Genomic DNA, 22,593 nt, shown 5'->3' with positions numbered 1-22,593 from the left:
AACCTTTCAATACAGAGAATACAATGAACACGCTATTTGACAAGATTTGGGACAGCCACGTGGTACAGCAGATTGCCGACGGCCCCACCCAACTGTATATCGACAGACTCTACTGTCACGAGGTCACCTCGCCGCAGGCTTTCGACAGCCTCCGCCAACGGGGACTGCAGTGCTTCCGTCCCGGACAAATCTACTGCATGCCCGACCACAACATCCCCACACACGACCAGGACAAGCCGATAGCCGACCCTGTATCGCGGACTCAGGTGGAGACCCTCGAGCGCAATGCGGCTGAGTTTGGGCTGCCCTACTACGGTGTGATGCACCCCGACAATGGCATCATCCATGTGGTGGGTCCCGAGAAGGGGCTCTCGCTGCCCGGTATGACCATCGTATGTGGCGACTCCCACACCAGCACCCATGGCGCCATGGGGGCGGTGGCTTTCGGCATCGGCACGAGCGAGGTCGAGATGGTCATGGCTTCGCAGTGTGTGCTCCAGCAGAAGCCCAAGACCATGCGCATCACCATCGACGGCTGTCTGGGCAAGGGCGTCACCGCCAAGGACATGGCGCTCTATCTCATGAGCCAGCTCTCCACCTCGGGAGCTACGGGCTACTTCGTCGAATACGCCGGCGAGGCGGTGCGCAGACTGTCGATGGAGGGCAGGCTGACGCTCTGCAACCTGTCAATCGAGATGGGGGCGCGCGGCGGAATAGTCGCCCCCGACGAGGTGACGATGGCGTATGTCAAGGGGCGCGACTTCGCTCCCACGGGCGACGCCTGGGACAGGGCTGTGGCTTACTGGCAGACGCTCAAGAGCGACGACGATGCCGTCTTCGACCGCGAATACCACTTTGACGCCGCCTGCATAGAGCCGCGCATCACCTATGGCACCAACCCGGGTATGGGTATCGCCGTCACGGGCCACATCCCCACCCTGGAGAGCATCGAGAGCGAGGGCCGGGCATCGTTTGCCAAGGCACTGCGATACATGGGGTTCGCGCCGGGCGAACGGCTGCTGGGTCACAAGATAGACTATGTCTTCCTCGGAGCCTGCACCAACGGCAGGGTGGAAGACTTCCGCGCCTTCGCCTCTATCGTCAAGGGCCGCAAGCGTCACCCCGACGTGGTGGCGTGGCTGGTGCCTGGCTCGTGGCGCGTGATGAGAGAAATAGAGGCCGAGGGCATCGACGTGACGCTGCGCGAGGCGGGCTTCGAGATACGCCAGCCGGGGTGCTCGGCTTGTCTCGCCATGAACGACGACCGCGTGGGCGAAGGCAAATACGCCGTCTCGACCAGCAACCGTAACTTTGAGGGTCGGCAAGGACGCGGAGCACGCACGATACTGGCAAGTCCGCTGGTAGCGGCTGCGGCTGCCATCACCGGCACGATAGCCGACCCGCGAGAGCTGATGACCGTGTGAGTGTATATAATAAACACATAGCGGATTTGCAAATTTGAGTAAAGCGTAGCGAATTAGCTGAAATAGCGTTCGTTACGCTATATTTTTCTCTTGGCGAAAAGCCAAAGAAAACCACGATACAGCCAAACGGTGCAGAAGTTCAGTTACCACCTCATTACCCCCGTAACGGGTGCAGATTTCTTGCTAAATGGTTCTTTTTCTGCGATTTGCGTAATTCTGCATAGCTGTCGGTAACTCACTATAAACTAATTTTGTAACCAAAAAAAGGAGTGAGTTATGCGAAGTACATTCAAGGTCTTATTTTACGTGAAGAAAGGCAGCGAGAAGCCGAACGGCAACCTGCCTTTGATGTGCCGCCTCACGGTGGACGGAGAGATTAAACAGTTCAGTTGCAAGATGGACGTTCCCCTGCGGTTGTGGGACGTGAAAAACAACCGTGCTTCGGGCAAGAGCGTCGAAGCGCAGAGAATCAACCTCGCGGTGGATAAAATCCGAGTGGAGGTAAACCGCCGCTACCAAGAACTGATGCAGACGGACGGGTATGTTACCGCCGCCAAGCTCAAAGACGCCTATCTCGGTATCGGCGTCAAGCAGGAAACCTTGCTGAAGCTGTTCGAGCAGCACAACGCCGAGTTCGCCAAGAAGGTCGGGCACAGCAGGGCGCAGGGGACATTCACCCGTTATCGGACGGTCTGCAACCACATTCGGGAGTTCCTGCCCCATACCTACAAGCGTGAGGACATTCCGCTAAAGGAACTCAACCTTACATTCATCAACGACTTCGAGTATTTCCTGCGCACGGAGAAGAAATGCCGCACCAATACCGTGTGGGGCTACATGATCGTGCTGAAACACATCGTTTCCATAGCGAGGAACGACGGGCGTCTGCCGTTCAACCCCTTTGCAGGGTACATCAACTCTCCCGAAAGCGTCGATAGGGGCTACCTTACCCAAAAGGAGATACAGACGCTCATGGACGCACCGATGAAGAACACCTACCATGAACTCGTACGGGACTTGTTCGTCTTTTCCGTGTTCACGGGTTTGGCGTACTCGGACGTGAAGAACCTCACCGCCGACCGCCTGCAAACATTCTTCGACGGCAACCTGTGGATAATCACCCGACGGAAGAAAACCAACACCGAATCGAACATCCGTCTTTTGGACGTTCCCAAGCGTATCATCGAGAAATACAAGGGACTTGCAAGGGACGGTCATGTTTTCCCCGTTCCGAGCAACGGCAGTTGCAACAAGATACTCAAAGAGATAGGCAGACAATGCGGTTTCAAGGTGCGCTTGACCTATCATGTTGCCCGCCACACGAACGCCACGACCGTACTTCTGTCGCACGGCGTACCCATCGAAACCGTGAGCCGCCTGTTGGGGCACACGAACATCAAGACCACGCAGATATACGCCAAAATCACCGCCCAGAAGATAAGCCAAGACATGGAAACCTTGTCGCACAAGTTAGAGGAGATGGAGAAGAACATCTGCCGAGCCATTTAGTCACCTTAAAACAGCATACCGATGAAAGAAGAAAGGAACATCATCATGATAGATGAATACGGCAATATCTCCCTACCGACCGACATAGGCGCAACCGCCATGACCGAGTGGGAAATCTGCGAACTGTTCGGGGTTATCACCCCGACGGTTCGGGCAGGGATAAAGGCACTCTGCAAGAGCGGGGTATTGAAAGAGTACGGCATCAAACGCCTTGTCCGTCTATCGGACAGAAGCAGCATAGAGGTTTACGACCTCGAAACGATAGCCGCCCTCGCTTTCCGTGTCGAATCGTTCGGGGCGGCGAGAGTCCGCAAGCTATTATTAGACAGGATTATGAACGGGCGAAAAGAGAAAACGACGGTTATCGTGTCTGTCGTTGCCGACACCGAGCCGAGCCGCCGATGGATGGCGTAACGGTCAGTCGGTCGGGGTATCAGTCCGTAATACAGTCACACGGTCATACATTCATACGGTCATACCGTCGCACGGACAGAAAGGGGCTGTTTCCCGACCGCAGGAAAGCGGAACAGTCATTCCCGTTTACAAAGGCGAAGCAAGCACGGGGCTTTCCGTCGGCTGCAAGGTCGGGCGGCTACGCCGTTAGGGGAACAATCTCCACCCTCATGCTTCGGGTAGATTCTTCCCCTAAACCTTGCATCCGACCGCCCCGAGCAAAGAAGCCTTTGAAAACGGAAACGACCGCCCCGCCGCCCACCATCGACCGAAAGGGAAAAATAATAAGATGGGGTTCGGTATAGTCGGTAAAGTCGGCACAACGAGCGCAGACAGCCAAGTACACAAAGCGGATTCAACCGCCGAGCCGATAAGACACGGGCAGACCGCCGGCACACCGCAGGGTATTTACGGAGAAAATACCGTAGCTTATTAGGGAATTTTCCGAGCCGCAATACTCCATATCGCTGAAAATTCCCCAATAAGGCAAGGGGCAAGCCCCTCTGCACACCCCGTCGGGGACGGCTCTTTGCCGCCCCCGAAGATACAAAGAATCATTGTTTCACAAGCTAAAAAAGAAAGGAATATATATGGGTTTCGTAGTATTGCATATGGAAAAGGCGCACGGTTCCGACAGCGGAACGACCGCCCACATAGAGCGTTTCATCATACCGAAGAACGCAGACCCCACACGCACGCACCTGAACCGAAAACTCGTTGCCTACCCCGACGGGATAAAAGACCGTTCGGCGGCTATCCGGAGAAGACTGGAAGAAGCGGGGCTGACACGCAAAATCGGAAACAACCAAGTACGGGCAATCCGAATCAACGTGTCGGGAACGCACGAGGACATGGAACGCATCGAAAGGGAGGGGCGTTTGGACGAGTGGTGCGCCGACAATATGAAATACTTCGCCGACACGTTCGGAAAGGAGAACATCGTGGCGGCGCACCTGCATCGGGACGAGGAAACGCCCCACATACACGTCACGCTCGTTCCCATCGTCAAGGGAGAGCGCAAGCGCAGGAAAAGGGAGGAGCAGGCGAAGAAGCGATACCGCAAGAAGCCGACCGACACCGTGAGGCTGTGCGCCGACGATATTATGACACTCCTAAGGCTGAAATCCTACCAAGACACCTACGCCGAGGCGATGGCGAAATACGGGCTGCAAAGGGGCATAGACGGCTCGAAAGCACGGCACAAGTCCACGCAGCAGTATTACAATGAAACGAAGAAACTCGCCGACAGCCTCAAAGCGGAGGTGGTGGATTTGCAGCGTCAGAAAGAAACGGTGCAGGAGGAACTAAGACGGACGAAAAAAGAGATACAGACCGAGAAGCTGAAAGGGGCAGCCACGACCGCAGCCGCCAACATCGCCGAGAGTGTCGGTTCTCTTTTCGGCAGTAACAAGGTCAAGACGCCGGAGCGGGAGAACGCCGCCCTGCACAGAGAGGTAGCCACGCACGGGGAAGCCATCGAAGCCCTGCAAACCCGAATACAGACCATGCAGAACGACCATCACCGTGAACGGATGGAGCTGGAAGCCAAGAACTTGTCGGAACTTAGCCGTAAGGAGGCTGCGCATACGGAGGAAACCACGAGGCTCAAAAATCGGATTTTGTGGCAAAACCACATTATCGGCTGTCTCAGTTTCCTGCTGCTCAAAACAAGCGACATCTTCCGCAAGGCGGTACACGGCATTATCCGTCTGGCAAGGGATTATTACAAGCCCCGTTTCGATACGGAGCAAGTATCGGACATCAAGAGTGTCCTTAACCTCTTCGGTGATGATAAGCAGTCTCACCGTGCAGCCGGGGATTTTCTGTATATTACTGCCACGCAGAAAGGCAAACTGGATAACCGGGAGCAAATCAAAGCCAGACGGGAAGTCGATAACGTGGTAGAGGGGCGGTACGACCAACAGCAGAAGAGAGGCTTTTCGATGAGAAGATAAAAGATAGCTTCACGAAAAAATATACTCAAAATACTAAGAGTTTATTGATGTATAGCCAAATGAAAAAAGTAACTTTGCAAAAAATAGATGCAGAAAATGTGAGAAACCTCAAATCCGCAACCTATAGGGTTTAGTGGGATTTTGCTTGCAAAGCGACAAAATTCATTTTATTGTACATATTTCTTGCACAACAGAAATGTCGCAGACACAAAATCCCCTTACCCCATAAAGCGACTTGAGGTAATACGCTGGTTTAACCAGAAAAGCATGGTCTTTAACCAAAGTCTGTCTTGAACAGGTTGGCATAAGCATTGTTGTCTGAGTAAATATTCAATACATGCCTACGTGATGTCTTAATCCATTTCGCAGGAACAGAGATGAACTTGAAAACAAAGGTCTTGATTCTGCTGGTGGCACGCAATCCAAATTCATGGGTTTTCAATCTCTGCATAATAGCTTTGTAGAAGTTTCTGATGAGAGCTGTCATAAGCAGGAATACAGTATTCTGTGCCATGAACGATTTTGGCAATCGATTCCAGCCAAAGCCATTGTTCATGTCATCGAAGATGCGTTCCTTGCCACCACGAAGATTGTAGAATTCCACGATGTCTCTTGCACTCGACTTGTAATCGTTAGTCAGTATACATCTGTAGGTATATTCGCCTTCCCAAATGTCAAGGTCTCCATCTATTCGCCTTTGTCTCTGTATGACAAGACGATACGGTTTTCCTTTCCATTTCTCAACAAGGATGGAATTCAGCTCAAATTCAATACCGTTGATTTCAACAGTTTTCCATCCAGTCAAGGCAAACATGGAATCGTAGAAGGAAGAGCATCTGTTGGCACGAATATAAAAATGCCTGCAATGAGCCTCTACCATATCTACGATTTCCTCCGAGCATGAGCCGCAATCCATGCGGGCACGGGATATATATACTTCTGATGCCTCCAGTCGCTTGAAGATTCTTTCCAAAGTCTCTCTTTGGTTGAAGCGCACGTTTGTGTTGCCGTCTCTATTTTCAATACCGACAATCATGTCGTTAATGACTGCCACACCTGGACTATAGCCCAGGAACTTCTTGTAGGTTGGTTTTGCATCATGCTTCTCTGTTTCAATGAACTGATGGTCAAAGTCAAAATCATACTCTTGACCGGATTTCAATTGACCAGTAGCAAGCAGGGCTTTGATCAATAAGCAGTTCATCTTGTCTGCAGTATTGAAATCATAGGAGTTGCCAGAAGCAGATTTATAGGTGATGTTCTTACAAGTCAGTTCTTCGATAGCACGCAATATGGTGTCTGCGCTGCAAGTGCGAAGAGTTGGATGAAGAGACAAATGTTTCATCAAGTGAGTTGTAACATCCTCAATACATGAGCCGCCACAAAGATATACGCACATCAGAGAGCGTAGAATTTCGCTATATTGATAACCAAACATAGTGCATCTCAATCCCAAGGTGGAATCTATGGTTTGAGCTAAAAGAGCATCAAATTGCTCCATAATAGAAAAAATTCCTCCAAAAGGAGTGAGTTTCTCAGATTTTATTTGTATCTTTCCTCTATAAAACCTAATAGATTTCCGGGTAAGGAGTAACTAAAACAAAGGACTTTGGCCAAGTATTTCTTAAAATGGCACATAACATCCCACACCCACGTTTACGCGGATGTGGGGGATTATCATACTTTCCTCTTCGAGCTCAAGGCTCAAACAGGCTTCCATGGCCACCCGTGGGATAAGTTAATTTGCCAGCGAGGTCAGAACCATCACAAAGATAATAGCCTTTCCATGAGTGGTATATCGTTGTCACCCGTTTGAAGCGGACGATTGACGATCTTGTTTTTGGAAGTCAACGTAATCCGTCTTGTCGTGGATTACATGCCATGCGGCAACTAATAACTTTCTAGCCACAGCCACAATGACCTTCATCTTGTTTTTCTTTCTGACTTGCGTCTGGTAGTAGGAGAATCTGCTGAAAAAACAGTCCTTTGTCCTGCTTGCAGCCCATGCGCACTGAATGATGTTCTTACGCAAATAGACATTGCCGTGAGTTATGCGACGTGACTTGAACTTCCTGTTGGACTCGTCGTTTCTCGGTCTCAGCCCACTCCAAGCTGCAAGGTGGTTGGCCGTTTCGAACTTGCTCATGTCCCTTCCGATCTCTGCGATCAATGATGTGGCCGTACGCTCCCTTACTCCTGGTATGGTCTGCAACCGTCTCAACTCGTCAGGATATTTCTCCTGACATATCTCCAACATTCTCTCAAGGCACTCCTGCTTGTGTTCCTCGGCCAGGTCAAGCTCCTCACGCAACTGCCTGAGCACGTCTATCTCCGCTTGTGATACGACACCGGTCAGCGAGGCCAGTATTGTTTCCCTGCCGTGATGTTTGATGATGCGACCGTGGATTTCCTCAATCAGAATCTCCGGGTCTGTCACACCCTCGGATATTTTCCGCACCACGTCCTTGTAGCTCTTACAGTCCACGTTGGACACATAATTGCCCAGTCGGATATTGCATCGCTGCATCACGGCATCAAGTTTGGACAACTTGCGGACGATTTCCTCGTCAAGGTCGAAGATACGTCTGTCGTACTGGCGGAGCTGCTGTATATCCTCAGGTGGCACGAAACTGCTACTGATAAGATTTTTCATCGTGCACTCGGCAATCCATTGTGCGTCAGCAACATCGCTTTTGTGTCCGGGCAGCTGTTTGATGAAATAAGGGTTGACGAGCTGCAGGTGAAAATGGGGCGCAAGTATGCGCCAAATGGGAATCCAGTAGACGCTCGTACTCTCCATGGACACTTTCTCCACATGATGGGCGAGCAACAAATCACGCATCTGATGCAGTTGAAATGTTAAAACTCCGAAAACTTTCTCGATTAATTCGCCATTCTCGCTCAAAACACAAAGATATACACTATCTTTGTGAACGTCAAGGCCGCATACTGATCTCATAAGCCTAACTTTTAGAGGGTTAAACATTAAGACCTCAAAGATAATAAATAATTGTGACTTAGAGCACGCAAAATAGGATTGAGCGTATGTCGGCCTTGATTTTCCATGTTGTCGGCTTTTCGGGGAGGAAATCTATTAGGTTTTTTATCTCAACTGGCTTATAACTCGGGAATTTTATCTAAATTTGCCATGTCATATTAGAGTTTTGCTTGTCTTCTTTTCGCAACACTAAGGTAAGTGAAAATTCTGACATGGCAAAATCCTGGGCAACTTTTTGTTGCTCAGGCACTTATAAATAATGTTAAACTATAGTGTTGCGGAATTAAGGAGAAAGAAAATTTTTATTGGAGATGATAGTATGGCATTAGTAAAGCACGATTATCCTATTTTGGAATACGATACCGCATCAAAAGCAATCTTTCAGCCGGGAAATGGGAAAAAGCACTTCCCTAAAAAAGCCGTATTTGCATTTTTGGGGGATGAAGTGGAAAAGTATGCACATGCCCACAGTGGAATACAGATAGATGAATTTGAGAGTGCAACAAAATTATATCCCATCTATGAATGCTTTCATAATCAGGAAAGGATATGTTTATGTCCGGCTCCGGTTGGGAGTGCTGCTGCTGTCCAGATTTTAGAGTATTTAATAGCAGGAGGTGTGACAGAAATTATTTCTGTCGGTTCCTGCGGTGTATTGGAAGATATTCCGGAGAACAGATTCTTAATACCCGTTTCTGCATTGAGAGATGAGGGAACTTCTTACCATTATCTTCCGCCATCCAGAGACATAAAGATTTCAACAGCAGGAATAAGTGCAATCAAATTTGCTTTAAATCAAAAGAAAATCCCATATTTGGAAGTCAAGACATGGACAACAGACGGTTTTTATCGAGAAACACTGGAAATGGTGCAATACCGCAAAGAGGAAGGCTGTCAAGTAGTGGAAATGGAATGTTCTGCACTGGCTGCATGTGCAGAATTTAGAGAAGTAATATGGGCTATGTTGCTTTTTACAGCCGACACGCTCTCGAATCCTCATAAATACCAAGAACGGAAGTGGGGAAAAGCAAGTGTATCCACCGCCTTGGAACTGGCATTTGACGCTGTTGTATTAATCAAAGAATAAAGGAAACAAATCTATATGGAAAATACAATGAACAATCGGAATGAAATCCCACAACAAGTGAAGCAAGTCGTTTCCATAGCAGAAACCCTATTGCAGGGGCAGATATTGGGAATGTATTTATATGGCTCTGCGACAATGAATAAATTGCGTCCGGACAGTGACATAGATATATTGATAATAACCAGACAAGAATTGAATCTGTCAACGAAAAAGGAGTTGACCAAGCAATTATTGGAAATTTCCGGCTTCGTAGGTTGCGCCGAAAAAAGACCATTGGAGATAACTGTCATCCATCAAAAAGACATTATTCCGTGGCAGTTTCCGCCCAAATGCGAGTATATGTATGGGGAGTGGCTTCGGAAAGAGATGGAAGCCGGAATGATTCCGCAGGCGTGTTTCGACCCTGATATAGCGATTCTATTATGGCAGGCGAGAAAAAGTAGTATGACGCTGAAGGGCGCAGATTGCAAACAACTTATTCTCCCGATTCCGTTCCGCGAAATACAAAAGGCTATTCAATTTTCTCTACCCGGTTTGATTTCCAATGTTAAGGGAGATGAAAGAAATGTGCTATTGACGCTATCCCGCATGTGGTTTACATTAGAAACCGAAGACGTGACAACGAAAGATGTTGCTGCGGAGTGGGTGATTCCCCAATTGCCGGAAACCTTTTCTTCCCTGTTGAAAACGGCAAAGGAAGCCTATTTGGGAAACCTGTCTGACGAATGGGAAACAATGGAAAATGAAACGCTCGCGCTTACCGGGTTTATGAAAGGTCGGATTGAAGAATTGCTTAAAGCCAAAGGGTAAAGCAAGCAAAAGCAAGAATATCCCTACAATAAATAAACCGTTTGAAATGGTGCTGCCTCTTTTACAATAATACACCTATGAGAAAAGTAATCCTTTATATTGCCGTCAGTCTGGATGGCTATATCGCTGACAGCGAAGGTTCCGTTGAATGGATAAGCGGACAAGATAAAAACGTGGAGATGGAAGACACCTTTACTCCATTCTTCAGTGGTGTGGACACGGTCATTATGGGAAAGAGAACCTACGACCAAATTGTGACCGAACTTTCTCCCGACCAATGGCCCTACGGGGAAGCGATGACCTATGTATTGACTCATCACAGTGAAGAAGAGGGCACAGAAAATATCCGTTTCAGGAATATGGATGTATGCCAACTGGTAGAGGAGTTGAAACAGGAATCGGGTAAAGATGTGTGGATTTGCGGAGGTGCAGAAGTGGCGCAACAACTCATCGCAAACAATCAAATAGACATTTATCATCTGGCGATTATACCGGTTCTTCTCGGTAACGGCACAAGGCTGTTTGGTGCTACCGATAAGAAAATTGACTTGGAAATGATTCGTACCAAGAAATACAACGGCATAATAGAGGTGGTATATAGTCGCAGGAAGATTTGATGTTTACTGTTTTAAAATCTTCTCCCTTTAGAATACACGATTAAAGATTACGACCATATTTCCGATTTACTGCTCGTAAATTATTGATTAATAATCAGTTGTAAATACTAACATTATAAATTAGAGACTATATAAACAAGAAAAACATTCATACACATTTTCTATTTTTGAGAAAATTCGTATCTTTGCACATAAGAGAGTTATTTGACAGCATAGCAACGCAAAACGCTGAAATTCGCACAGTTGCTAAATCGTTACCTCTATTTCTCAAATAATTCGCTAAAAGTTTATTCTTCAATCGGTTAAGTCAAACCGATAAAAATCTAAAATATAATAAGGTGTAAAGACCATAATGAATAAAGACGACAAGGAGATGAAACAGAAATTCAATGTCATTACCAGCACGTGCGTACCCATCGAACTCGAAAATATAGATACCGACCAGATTGTGCCGGCGCGCTATCTGAAAGCCACCACGCGCGAGGGCTTCGGCGACCTGCTCTTCCGCGACTGGCGCTACCACGAGGACGGCACCGAGGTCAAGGACTTTGTGCTCAACGACCCCAAGTACAAGGGCGAGATACTCGTGGCGGGCAAGAACTTCGGTTCGGGCTCGAGCCGGGAGCACGCAGCGTGGGCCATAGCCGACTACGGGTTCAGGGTGGTCATCAGCAGCTTCTTTGCCGATATCCACAAGAACAACGAACTCAACAACTTTGTGCTGCCGGTCGTCGTGAGCGACGGCTTCCTCAGCCACCTCTTCGCCGCGATACGCTCCGACGCCGACACGATGGTAAGAGTGGACGTGGTAAACCAGTCGGTGACCAACCTCGCCACCGGCGAGCAGGAGCACTTTGAACTCAACGGCTACAAGAAGTTCTGCCTGATGAACGGGCTCGACGATATAGACTTCCTCGTGGCCAACCGCGACAAGGTGGCTGCCTACGAGGCCAGCAGAAAGCAACAGAACAAGGACAACTAAAATCACAAGCGATATGAAACTCAACATAGCAGTATTGGCGGGCGACGGCATAGGGCCCGAGATTATGGAACAGGGAGTGGCAGTGGTCAAGGCCGTGGCAGAGAGGTTTGCCCACGACGTCAGCTTCACCCCCGCGCTCTGCGGAGCCGCCGCCATAGAGCGGGTGGGCAACCCCTTCCCCGAAGAAACCTTCACCACGTGCATGAACGCCGACGCGGTGCTCTTCGCCGCCGTGGGCGACCCCAAGTTCGACAAAGACCCCACCGCACGGGTACGCCCGGAGCAGGGGCTGCTCGCCATGCGCAAGCGGCTGGGGCTCTTTGCCAACATACGGCCCGTGCAGACTTTCACAGGGCTCATCCACAAGTCGCCCCTGAAAGACGAGATAGTGAGCGGGGCAGACTTCGTGTGCATACGAGAGCTCACGGGCGGCATGTACTTCGGCGAGAAATATCAGGACGACAACAAGGCTTACGACACCAATTACTACACGCGCGAGGAGGTGGAGCGCATACTCAGGGTGGCCTACGACTACGCCATGAAGCGCCGCCGCCATCTCACCGTAGTAGACAAGGCCAACGTGCTGGCGTCGAGCCGACTCTGGCGACAGGTCGCCAAGGAGATGGAGGGCCTCTACCCCGAGGTCAAGACCGACTACATGTTTGTAGACAACGCCTCGATGCGCATGCTCGTAGAGCCCACCTTCTTCGACGTGATGGTCACCGAGAATACCTTTGGCGACATACTCACCGACGAGGGCAGCTGCATATCGGGAAGCATGGGGCTGCTGCCGTCGGCGTCGACCGGGATCCACACGCCGGTATTCGAGCCGGTACACGGGTCATGGCCCCAGGCGGCGGGGAAAGACATAGCCAACCCCGTGGCACAGATACTGTCGGCAGCGATGATGATGGAGCACTTCGGACTGGCTGCCGAGGGCGCACTGATACGCCGCGCCGTCGACGCCGCCCTCGATGCCCACGTGCGCACGCCCGACATTCAGGTCGAGGGTGGCCAGCACTACGGTACCCGCGAGGTGGGCGCATGGATAGCGGGCTATATCGCCACCCACTGACCTCGCGCCAACTCCCGCGACCATCACCCCCACCCCATCGCTCACCCCCACCATCAACAAGCATATCAACCAAAGCAACAAGACAAATATGGACGAAGCAATCAAGCAAATCAGTGAACGCCTGAAAGGGCTGAGAGACGTGCTCGACATCACGGTAGAGGAAATGGCCAACACCTGCGGCATCACGACTGTCGAATATCTCGCCATGGAGAACGCCGAGAGCGAGCTGCATGTGAGCAATCTGCAGAAGATAGCCTTGAAGTATGATATACCACTCGACGTGCTCATGTTTGGTGAAGAACCGCACATGAGTTCATACTTCCTCACCCGCAAAGGCAAAGGACTGAGCGTAGAGAGACGCAAAGCCTACCAGTACGAGTCATTGGCAAGTGGGTTCAGAGGCAGAAAGGCCGACCCATTCATCGTCACCGTGGAGCCAAAGCCCGCCGACACACCCATCGAGACCAACACCCACGCCGGGCAGGAGTTCAACATGGTGCTCGAGGGCGACATGGAGCTCACCATCGGCAAGAAGACGCTCACGCTGCACGAGGGCGACAGCATCATCTTCGACTCGACACAGCCCCACGGCATGCGCACGCTGGGCGAGAGCAAGGTAAGATTTCTCGCCATCATCTTTTAAGTTTTCACCCAGGATAACAACAACGCTACGATTATGATAGAAAGATTCTTAGCACAGACCACATTCACTTCAGAGGAAGACTTTAAGGAGCACTTGAAGTTCAAGGCCAAAGAGGACTTCAACTTTGCTTACGACGTAATGGACGCATGGGCCGAAGAGGCTCCCGACAAGCTGGCGCTGCTCTGGACCAGCGAGCGGGGTGAAGAGAAACGATTTACCTTTGCCCAGCTCAAGGAGCAGACCGACCAGGCAGCGTGTTATCTGCAGAGCCTGGGCATAGGAAGGGGCGACATGGTGATGCTGATACTCAAGCGCCACTACCAGTGGTGGCTCGCCATGCTGGCGCTGAGCAAGATAGGAGCCGTGGCCATACCCGCCACCCACATGCTTACCGCCCACGACATCGTGTATCGCAACAACCGGGCAAGCATCAAGGCCATCGTCTGCGTGAACGATGACTACGTGACCGCGCAGGTACATGCCTCGCTCGCCGAGAGCCCCACGGTCGAGGTGCTCGTCGCCGTAAACTCTGACACCGAACTGGGCAAAGCCGTGCCCACAGACTTCCACTGCTGGAACGAAGAGTGGGACAAAGCGCCTGCCTTTGTGCGCCCAGAGCATGTCAACACCAACGACGACACGCTGCTCATCTACTTTACCAGCGGCACCAGCGGCGAGCCCAAGATGGTGGCCCACGACCACCTTTACGCCTTGGGCCACCTGGCCACAGGTGTGTTCTGGCACAACCTCAACGCAGACAGCATACACCTCACCGTGGCAGATACAGGCTGGGGCAAGGCCGTGTGGGGCAAGCTCTACGGCCAGTGGTTTGCCGGCGCCACGGTCTTCGTCTACGACCACGAGAAGTTCACTGCCGAGAAAATCATGAGGCAGATAGAGAAATACCGTATCACCTCGTTCTGCGCGCCGCCCACCATCTACCGCTTCATGATACAGGAAGACTTCACGCGCTACGACCTCTCCTCGCTCAAGTACTGTACCACCGCGGGCGAGGCGCTCGAACCTGCAGTGTTCCAGAAGTTCTATGAGCTCACCGGCATACGCATGATGGAGGGTTTCGGGCAGACCGAGACCACCATGACCCTCGGCACCTTCCCCTGGAACACACCCAAGCCTGGCAGCATGGGCAAGCCCAACCCGCAATACGACATCCGTCTGCTCAAGGCCGACGGCTCGGAATGTGAGGACGGAGAGAAGGGAGAAATCTGTATCAAGGTGGGCGATCACAAGCCCTATGGACTCTTCAAGTGCTACTATCGCGACGAGGAGATGACCCACCAGGTGTGGCACGACGGACTCTACCACACCGGCGACATGGCATGGCGCGACGATAACGGCTACTACTGGTTTGAAGGCCGCATAGACGATGTCATCAAGTCGAGTGGCTACCGCATTGGGCCCTTCGAGGTAGAGAGCGCACTGATGACCCACGAGGCTGTGGTGGAGTGTGCCATCACCGGAGTGCCCGACGAGGTGAGAGGCATGGTGGTCAAGGCCACCGTGGTGCTGGCGCGCGACTGGAAGGACAAGGCGGGCGACGCCCTCGTCAAGGAACTGCAGCAGCACGTGAAGCGCGAGACCGCGCCATACAAGTACCCGCGCATCATCGAGTTTGTAGACGAGCTGCCCAAGACCATCTCAGGCAAGATAAGAAGAGTGGAAATCAGAGAGAAGGACCGCAAGTAGGCAGCAGCCGTGCCCGCGCCCGTGGCGCTAACCCTCTATCTGGCCGTCGCGCCAGTTGACGAGGAAGAGACGCTCACGGGCTCGGGTAAAGGCGCATTGGTAGATATACCGTCTATCCCCTAAGAATGTGTAACACCCTCAATGGTATCAATAGGAAAACTTGAGCCACACATGTACATGGGGTGTACAACTGTCATTGATTATGCTTGCTGCGTGTATGGTTAACAACAGCTACGATACCAATACTCAGTTCGTAGAGGCCATACATTGGCAGCATAACAAGACAGCAGGTAAATAGGTCGGGCGGAGTGATGATGGCAGCTACTATAGCAATGGCTATGAGCGCATGCCTGCGATAGCGTCTCATGAAACCAGCTGTCAGCACGCCCAGTTTGGCTAAAAAGAATGAGATGACCGGTATTTGAAACACCAGACCCATCAACAGCGTAAGCGTTACAAAGGTGGAGATATACGAGGAAAGATTAATCTGATTGATGACCTCGGCTGCCACCTGATATGTTCCCAGGAACCGCAAGGCAAATGGGAAAAGTATAAAATAGCTCATCAGAACACCCACGCCAAAGAGAACAAAAACAGCCACCGTGACGGCAGCCGAATAGCGTTTTTCGTTCTCATACAAAGCCGGCGCAACAAAACGGTAGAGTTCGACCATGACATAGGGCGAGGCCAACAGCAAGGCTATATATAAAGAGGTGGACATATGCACAACAAACTGACTTGCCAATTCAGTATTGATAAGGGTAATGTGGAATGGCGCAAAATGGAAGTCCATCCCCATTCTACCTGCCAGTTCTTCTATCCACTGATATGTCGTAAAGTCGTTGCTACTGGGTGCAAGCAACAGCCGAAAGGTGGTATCCTTAACGCAGAAAATGGCTATGGTCAGCACAGCAACAACAGCGATGACACGGAAGAGCATCCTGCGCAACACCTCAAGGTGCTCTCCGAATGTCATCATCTCATTATTCTTATTGCTCATGTTCTGGCTTGGCAATATCGGCTGTATTGGCCTCGTTCTGGGCCGACTGTTCATTGTAGGTCTGCTGTTCCTTATCGTCCGCGGAACGTGAAGCCTCGTCCGAGACATCCTTCATACCTTCTTTGAATGACCTTATTCCCTGGCCCAGCCCACGCATCAACTCCGGAAGTTTCTTGCCGCCAAAGAGTAGTAAAGCCAAAGCTGCTATGAGCAACAACTCGGATGTTCCAATAAATAATAGCTGACTACACATCGTCGTTTCCTCCAACTAAAAATATCTCACATGTATCAAAATTAATCTCCCAATGACCGCCTTCGATGCCTTCCCATTCATACTTGGAAGCCATACGGTCCCACCAAGTCTGGAAACGTGAACCGGTTTCTCCGAGGTCCTTCACAAGTTTCTCATAGAGTTCGTCGTTGTCGGCCGTTACTATCTTAGCCAGTTCGTTAAGTCCATTGCGACGCTCATAGAGATGCAGTATCTCTTCTTTCTCTTCGGGCGTGACATTACCTATTAGCTTCTTCATTGTCATAATCTATTTGTTTTCTTTAGTTATTTCTATTACAACTCTTTTCTCACATCAAACGGGTCGAGATAGTCTATCTTCTTTATCGTTTCCTTGTCTGGCAAGAATTCTCCATGTCGGCGTATATTGTCCAAAAGTTTCTTACTGGCATTGCGCTCTATATGGGCTATAACACACTGCTCATGGCTCGGCGTGTTAACCTCAAGTGTGATCTTATGGTTGAGCCATATACAGCGACGACATTGATAGGCATCGCAACGACGGCACAGGGGCGCATGGTCCAGCTGATAGAGTTGCCGGTTAAGAATGTTAAGACCTGTTGACAAATCACCAACGGCGCTTCCATCCTCGTCATAATAGAACGCTGGGCAGATATAGAACCGTCCATCAGGAGCCAAGGTCACAGAGGTTTCGCCTGCACCACAATTGTTCATTTGATCAAGCATCATACGGTCTGTAAGCACATTAAACTGGACGGTAGAACCTCCTACATAGATATCCTCAACGGTTTTCGACAGCATACTGAGCACGTCGGTATAGGTATTGAAGTCGGTATCGGTAAAAGTGTCGACATCAGTTATTACCAGATTAAGGCGCGACAACTTGGGCAACAGTGCTGCTATATCTCCCGCCTCTGCAAAGAGCGACTGATGGGTCGTACGAATGACGTAAGAAGTATCATCACGTTTATAAGCGTTAAACTGACTTGCCTCATTGATGCTGTCAAAAACAACCACATCTGCGTCTTCTGCCAAAGTGGCAGGTTTGATACAAACATGGTCTATAGTGTCTATAACCTCATCATACTCCTTTGGCAAAGTATAAGATGGATAGACCAACTGGACATTCAGATTTTGCTTCATGGCATAGAGAACAGCCATACGCAAAGTGTCAATGGGCATCAGCTTCGGAGAAGTCCGCCTGTTGGCATAGTGGCAGAACGAAACCGACGTATCATCGAGCAGAATTATAAAGTATTGAATCATAGTGTTTCGCCCTCCTTCTCCAATTTACGGTATAGCTTATTCCAATAATAATTATTAGCCCTCACCCTTGCTTTGTGCATCTTGCATATAGCAGTAGCCCGCTGATAGATAGTGGGAGTATCGGCAGCATCATAGTTCTCGCCCTGGCACCATGCGCAGCCTTCTGCAACTTCGCAGTCTATACATTGCTGAGTAGATTGAGTGCATCTATCAAGGGTTAGGAAAGGACGCAGGCGATTTCTGTTTATTCCGTCATGAATATTACCTATTATCCAAGCCTTCTTGTTGCGTAGAGAATATTGGGCGAAGCGTGTACAGGGATAAAAGTTGCCCAGGGCATCAATAGCCAGCATTTTGCCAGCGCCACACCAGTTACCGTTTTGCAGTTCACAGTCCATGGGCTTTCCCAAATGCTCACTGAAGAAAGAGCAGGCATAGTCCCTATAATACTTGCCATCAATGATGGCATCAGCCAACGACATTAGTTGCTGCTCGAAAACCTCGTCATCGCCCTCATTCCATACATCCTCAAATACGCAGTTGATATTTACCTCATGTATGCCAAGACTATAAAGATGAAGCACGCTGTCCTTGATATAAGGCAGATCGGCACTACTGATGGTTACCTTAGTACCCGCATGGGGAAACTGTGAGAGCCACAGGGGGATGTTTTTCACCACGTCGTCATACGACCCTTTTTCTTCCTCAGGCGTGGGCATTACTCCCCGCTCCATATCCTTGGTTTTCCAGATACGGTTAAGGTCATGCTTCTGCTTGGTGCCATCTATGGTAATGCCAATAGACAGGTGGTCGCGGTTCTTCTTTATAAACTGCTGCACCTTATCCGTGCCATAATTGATACCATTGGTAGAGAACGAAAATCTATAGGAATTGAACCAATGGTGGTTTCTGGCAAACATCTCCTTCTTCAGATAGTCGCAAATATGGTCTATCAGGTCAATCTCCAAGAAAGGCTCGCCACCTATAAAATCCCATACCACACTCTCCTCGGGCATGTCGGCCTCGTGGTCCAGTATGTAATCAATAGCAGCCTTTGCTACCTCCCATGACATTCGCTCCTTAGAGTTCTTGCCAACAAGGTAGCAGTACTTACAAGCTAACTGGCAATCCTTAGTAACGATGAATGTGATGGTTTTCGCCATGCCAGATTGCCAGGCGTTATTGCTCTTGTAAATCATATCTTTATTTAGAACAAAGACATGGTACCACTGCAACTCCCACCACACATACTGTCACACCCTCCTTTACATGAACTGGTACAGTAATAAGAACATTGTCCTCGGCAACTTGACGAACAAGTACCTTGGCAACCGAAAGAACAATTACCAGAGCATGAAAGGCTACAGGTTTGTTTACAGGACCCATCACATGCTTCTTTGCAACCGACAATACATTCTCCTGTACAATTACTGCCACAACCATTAGCACACGCACGTGTGCATGCTCCCGAACACTTTGTAGTACAGGCTTCGCTGCATCCACGTTTACACCCTCCTTCACAGTTGTTTTCGCATAGTGCCGAACAGCTATTTACACAAAGCCCAGTACATGCGGCATTACAACTCCCTGGTGTTACTTTGTCCAACATACCCATTGCGTTAATGCTTTGTGGAAGGACAATACAACCAAGAATAGGCAAAACTATTTTCGCTGCATTCTTAAGGAATGAGCGCCTGTTTTGAATATTATTTTTATCCATAAATCTATAGTAACAATTACTTAATAAACATTAACTGTTATGAAACCATCTTTGGATATTTTCCAATCAACAGAGATAGCATATGCCGACCCATCATCAAAGAAGAAATTTACACACGATATTTTGCTGGCACTTGAATATCGTACTCTAGTTTCTACAAATTCACTTTTTCGCACCGAAGGTCTTTGCTTGTACGAATCCAGTTTTTGCTTAGCACATGGATATCCATATTTTTTAAGACAACTTTTCATAGTTGGGTGTTCATCTGTAATAAAATACTCAAATGTGCAATATCCCGTTATCCATCCACCTTCTTTCTTCAATGTATTCCATTCCTTATAGCTGAGTTTTTTTAATCCCAATTCCGTTGGTTTAAAACGATAATAAAAATCATAAGGCTCTTTTGCGAAAACATAAACCCAACCGTTACTCACTTCCCAACCTCTTGGATCAGAAATAAGTAAACCATAATAATGCCAATTGCTCCATATGTCCCCAACGAAGAAAGCGTCTGATTTTTGCGCAAAAAGAGCTCCAGGATTTGAACATAATAATAAAGAAATGGCGGTAATTATCTTAAAAGTTTTTATAGCCAATTTCATAGTTTTATACTTTATTTGTTATAATTGTATAGGAAATGTATTGTTGTCAATTAAAATATCAATATATTCGCCAAAATCGTCACCAGGCACAAGTTCTGAAAAAGCTACATACAATATATCAGCTAGAGGGTTTCCACCTCCGCCTCCATTTTTATTTAACACCTGCAACTTGTTAGATCTGCTTAATGCTTCAATACATAACTTTTCAAGTTGGTTAATCTTTTGAGATGAACCTTCTGCTAAAATAGCAAAATATAATAATGGAGGGTTCTCTTCTAAATGCTCTTTCTCTCTCTTTTCTGCATCTTGGGTTTTGCCAATATAAACTTGTGGATGCCAGCCCTTTGTTTTTGTTATTGCCTCTTCTAATTGCTGTACAATAACTTTGGCTGCCTCTTGAGCCTCCATTTTCTTTGCATCTTTATTCATACTCATTGATGTTTAGAGAATAATCCGGCTCCTAAAATTATAATTTATTATTAGGTTATTACACATACTAAAAAAGCGCGGAGCCACTTCTGTCACTCGTTCCACGCTATAAAGGCTCTCGCATTGCCCGACAAGTCGAAACGAGCAACGCTGAAAGCCCCACGCCGATGCAAGTATATAAATCACCCACAACATCAACGAATGTTAAAGCATTCGAAGACAATTGAGGTATGTATACTATACACCTCATGAGACGTTCTGGTTGCTTTGTTTATGACTTGTCTTGGAATTTGCGAGATTCTTATAGCGTCAAAACCAAAGCGTACAAAAACGCCTTTTACAATATGTGTGTCTTACCCACCCTCTGCCCACGTGGGCTTTCAGCATGGATATGACACGGCAAAGATAGGCCTTTTACAATTATTTACCAAGAAAAAAACAATATTTTTTACCACCACCACTATTTTTTTGTTTTACAAGCAATGAATAACAGCGCAGAACAGTGGCAAGATAAGAAGAGTGGAAATCAGAGAGAAGGACCGCAAATAGGCTGCAGCCGTGCCCACGCCCGTGGCGCTAACCCTCTATCTGCCCCTCGCGCCAGTTGACGAGGAAGAGGCGCTCACGGGCTCGGGTGAAGGCGGTATAGAGCCAGTGGATATAATCGGGAGTAAGCATGTCGTCGGTCATATATCCCTGGTCGATGTAGACATGAGCCCACTGTCCGCCCTGGGCCTTGTGGCAGGTCACGGCGTAGGCAAACTTGATTTGCAGAGCGGTGAAGTAAGGGTCCTGGCGCATGGCGGCCATGCGGTCGGCCTTGCGGGGCAGGTCGGCATAGTCGTCGAGCACGCGCTGATAGAGCTGGTCGCTCTGCTCGCGGGTGAGCGCAGGCGCATCGGTAGAGAGGCTGTCGAGGACTACGGTAGACTGGTACTCATAGTTGTCGTAGTCGGGGAAATGGAGCCACACGTCGGCGAAGTTGAGACCGTGCATCTCGCGCTGACGACGCACCTTGACCACGCGACAGCAGTCGCCATTGGCAATGAAGGCAAATGGCGGACGGTCTTCGCCCTGGACAGAGGCAGGCGGGAGATAATGGTTCTTGACTATCATGAGCCTGTCGCCCGAGGAGAGCAGGTCGTCGCCACGGTCGAGGATGGTGGAGCGTATGCCGAGATTGTAGATACGCGCCGTCTTGTTGGAGCGGGTCACGACGATGGTGTCGTCGACGCCCACGTGGTGGTAGCTCTGGCTGAGCGCCTCGATGAGTTCGTTGCCAGGCACCACGCTGACATCGGCAAAACCCTGCAGACGTATGCGCGGCAACTGGGTCATGGCGTCGTGGGTAATCATGGTGCGTATCATGGTGGCGTTGTAGAGTATTCCGCTCTCTCCAGCCTGTCTTACCACCTCGTCGAGGTCGGCTTGGAAGACCGAGAGTCCATAGCCCTGGAGCACCTCGGCAGCGAGCGCCGGAGACTCTTCCTCGCCCACAGGCGGGAGCTGGGGGGTGTCGCCGATGAGCATGAGCCGGCAGTTGCGCCCGCCATAGACATAGGTGATAAGGTCGTCGAGCAGACAGCCCGTGCCAAAGACGCTCTCGCCCAAGCCCTCGTTGGCTATCATCGAAGCCTCATCGACCACGAAGAGGGTATCGGCATGGAGATTGTCGTTGAGATTGAAGACGCCGCCCCCCGCTGCCACGGAGCGCTCGCGGTATATCTTGCGGTGGATGGTGAAGGCTGCCATGCCGCTGTAGTGAGACAGCACCTTGGCGGCTCGCCCGGTGGGTGCCAGGAGCACCATCTTCTGCCGGAGACTGGCGAGCGTGCGCACCAGGGCAGCGGTGAGGGTGGTCTTGCCCGTACCCGCCGAACCGCGCATCACCATCACGGCATGGTCGTGACGGAAAGCGAGAAAGCGGGCTATCTCTGTGACAGCCCGATGCTGGTCGGCGGTGGGGCTGAAGCCCATCTGCTGCTCCACGCGTGAGATAAATTCGTCGATAGTCATAGTGATGACAAAAGTAATCATTTTAGGCGAGACGCCGACCAAGGGATGCA

General features: G+C 49.8%; 22 protein-coding genes. 11 read left to right on the top strand and 11 right to left on the bottom strand.

The window, feature by feature from the left end; all coding sequences use genetic code 11:
* Positions 1-23: 23 nt before the first annotated feature.
* From leuC to mobV, 4 genes are all read left to right on the top strand, one after another.
* A complete protein-coding gene (leuC, locus tag CIK87_RS00635) occupies positions 24-1,424 on the top strand; it encodes a 3-isopropylmalate dehydratase large subunit (RefSeq protein WP_094384579.1) in 1,401 nt (466 codons plus the stop codon).
* 276 nt (positions 1,425-1,700) lie between these two features.
* On the top strand, positions 1,701-2,933 hold the full coding sequence (locus CIK87_RS00630; protein WP_044065638.1) for a site-specific integrase: 1,233 nt from the start codon (positions 1,701-1,703) through the stop codon (positions 2,931-2,933).
* A gap of 21 nt (positions 2,934-2,954) precedes the next feature.
* Positions 2,955-3,347 (top strand): hypothetical protein, encoded by a 393-nt coding sequence (locus CIK87_RS00625; RefSeq protein ID WP_044065639.1) that lies wholly within the window; start codon positions 2,955-2,957, stop codon positions 3,345-3,347.
* Between the two features lie 629 nt (positions 3,348-3,976).
* A complete protein-coding gene (gene mobV / locus CIK87_RS00615; RefSeq protein ID WP_173823466.1) occupies positions 3,977-5,341 on the top strand; it encodes a MobV family relaxase in 1,365 nt (454 codons plus the stop codon).
* A gap of 274 nt (positions 5,342-5,615) precedes the next feature.
* On the opposite strand, the gene CIK87_RS00610 is transcribed toward mobV, so the two are convergent.
* Together CIK87_RS00610 and CIK87_RS00605 are read right to left on the bottom strand one after the other, a co-directional pair.
* The gene (locus CIK87_RS00610; protein ID WP_144007827.1) at positions 5,616-6,914 is read right to left on the bottom strand and encodes an IS1380-like element IS942 family transposase; all 1,299 of its coding nucleotides are present in this window, start codon (positions 6,912-6,914) and stop codon (positions 5,616-5,618) included.
* Between the two features lie 231 nt (positions 6,915-7,145).
* Positions 7,146-8,300 (bottom strand): IS110 family transposase, encoded by a 1,155-nt coding sequence (locus CIK87_RS00605; RefSeq protein WP_094384706.1) that lies wholly within the window; start codon positions 8,298-8,300, stop codon positions 7,146-7,148.
* A gap of 298 nt (positions 8,301-8,598) precedes the next feature.
* On the opposite strand from CIK87_RS00605, the gene CIK87_RS00600 reads away from it, so the two are divergent.
* The 7 genes from CIK87_RS00600 to CIK87_RS00565 all read left to right on the top strand — a co-directional run bounded on the left by CIK87_RS00600 (position 8,599) and on the right by CIK87_RS00565 (position 15,260).
* Entirely contained in the window at positions 8,599-9,426 is an 828-nt protein-coding gene (locus CIK87_RS00600; RefSeq protein WP_254046470.1) for a nucleoside phosphorylase, read from the top strand.
* A gap of 27 nt (positions 9,427-9,453) precedes the next feature.
* The gene (ant(9), locus tag CIK87_RS00595; RefSeq protein WP_197065809.1) at positions 9,454-10,236 is read left to right on the top strand and encodes an aminoglycoside nucleotidyltransferase ANT(9); all 783 of its coding nucleotides are present in this window, start codon (positions 9,454-9,456) and stop codon (positions 10,234-10,236) included.
* Between the two features lie 77 nt (positions 10,237-10,313).
* Positions 10,314-10,853, top strand: coding sequence for a dihydrofolate reductase family protein (locus tag CIK87_RS00590; protein WP_042519993.1), 540 nt, complete (start codon positions 10,314-10,316; stop codon positions 10,851-10,853).
* 373 nt (positions 10,854-11,226) lie between these two features.
* On the top strand, positions 11,227-11,835 hold the full coding sequence (leuD, locus tag CIK87_RS00580; protein ID WP_094384703.1) for a 3-isopropylmalate dehydratase small subunit: 609 nt from the start codon (positions 11,227-11,229) through the stop codon (positions 11,833-11,835).
* A gap of 13 nt (positions 11,836-11,848) precedes the next feature.
* A complete protein-coding gene (gene leuB, locus CIK87_RS00575; protein WP_094384575.1) occupies positions 11,849-12,910 on the top strand; it encodes a 3-isopropylmalate dehydrogenase in 1,062 nt (353 codons plus the stop codon).
* Positions 12,911-12,998: 88 nt separating this feature from the next.
* Entirely contained in the window at positions 12,999-13,553 is a 555-nt protein-coding gene (locus CIK87_RS00570; RefSeq protein ID WP_094384573.1) for a helix-turn-helix domain-containing protein, read from the top strand.
* 33 nt (positions 13,554-13,586) lie between these two features.
* A complete protein-coding gene (locus tag CIK87_RS00565; RefSeq protein ID WP_094384571.1) occupies positions 13,587-15,260 on the top strand; it encodes an AMP-binding protein in 1,674 nt (557 codons plus the stop codon).
* Positions 15,261-15,453: 193 nt separating this feature from the next.
* Here the strand turns inward: CIK87_RS00565 and tatC are convergent, their stop codons facing one another.
* From tatC to CIK87_RS00515, 9 genes are all read right to left on the bottom strand, one after another.
* Positions 15,454-16,260: a twin-arginine translocase subunit TatC gene (gene tatC, locus CIK87_RS00560; protein ID WP_094384569.1), complete on the bottom strand. Its 807-nt coding sequence runs from the start codon at positions 16,258-16,260 to the stop codon at positions 15,454-15,456.
* Entirely contained in the window at positions 16,250-16,513 is a 264-nt protein-coding gene (locus CIK87_RS00555) for a twin-arginine translocase TatA/TatE family subunit (RefSeq protein ID WP_094384567.1), read from the bottom strand. The genes tatC and CIK87_RS00555 overlap by 11 nt, the downstream gene beginning before the upstream one ends.
* Positions 16,506-16,790: a CXXX repeat peptide modification system protein gene (locus tag CIK87_RS00550; protein WP_094384565.1), complete on the bottom strand. Its 285-nt coding sequence runs from the start codon at positions 16,788-16,790 to the stop codon at positions 16,506-16,508. The genes CIK87_RS00555 and CIK87_RS00550 overlap by 8 nt, the downstream gene beginning before the upstream one ends.
* Positions 16,791-16,825: 35 nt before the next feature.
* Positions 16,826-17,776, bottom strand: coding sequence for a CXXX repeat peptide maturase (locus CIK87_RS00545; protein ID WP_094384563.1), 951 nt, complete (start codon positions 17,774-17,776; stop codon positions 16,826-16,828).
* A complete protein-coding gene (locus CIK87_RS00540) occupies positions 17,773-18,975 on the bottom strand; it encodes a radical SAM peptide maturase, CXXX-repeat target family (protein WP_094384561.1) in 1,203 nt (400 codons plus the stop codon). Before CIK87_RS00540 ends, CIK87_RS00545 begins: the two co-directional genes overlap by 4 nt.
* Before the next feature lie 4 nt (positions 18,976-18,979).
* A complete protein-coding gene (locus CIK87_RS00535; protein WP_144008048.1) occupies positions 18,980-19,213 on the bottom strand; it encodes a hypothetical protein in 234 nt (77 codons plus the stop codon).
* A gap of 303 nt (positions 19,214-19,516) precedes the next feature.
* Positions 19,517-20,098, bottom strand: coding sequence for a hypothetical protein (locus CIK87_RS00530; RefSeq protein WP_094384557.1), 582 nt, complete (start codon positions 20,096-20,098; stop codon positions 19,517-19,519).
* Between the two features lie 18 nt (positions 20,099-20,116).
* A complete protein-coding gene (locus CIK87_RS00525) occupies positions 20,117-20,527 on the bottom strand; it encodes a hypothetical protein (RefSeq protein WP_144008047.1) in 411 nt (136 codons plus the stop codon).
* A gap of 576 nt (positions 20,528-21,103) precedes the next feature.
* A complete protein-coding gene (locus CIK87_RS00515; protein ID WP_094384553.1) occupies positions 21,104-22,543 on the bottom strand; it encodes an ATP-dependent RecD-like DNA helicase in 1,440 nt (479 codons plus the stop codon).
* Positions 22,544-22,593: the final 50 nt, after the last annotated feature.

The sequence above is a fragment of the Prevotella sp. P5-64 genome, assembly GCF_002251285.1.
Taxonomy (GTDB): domain Bacteria; phylum Bacteroidota; class Bacteroidia; order Bacteroidales; family Bacteroidaceae; genus Prevotella.
This window is presented reverse-complemented; position numbering and strand designations above follow the sequence as displayed.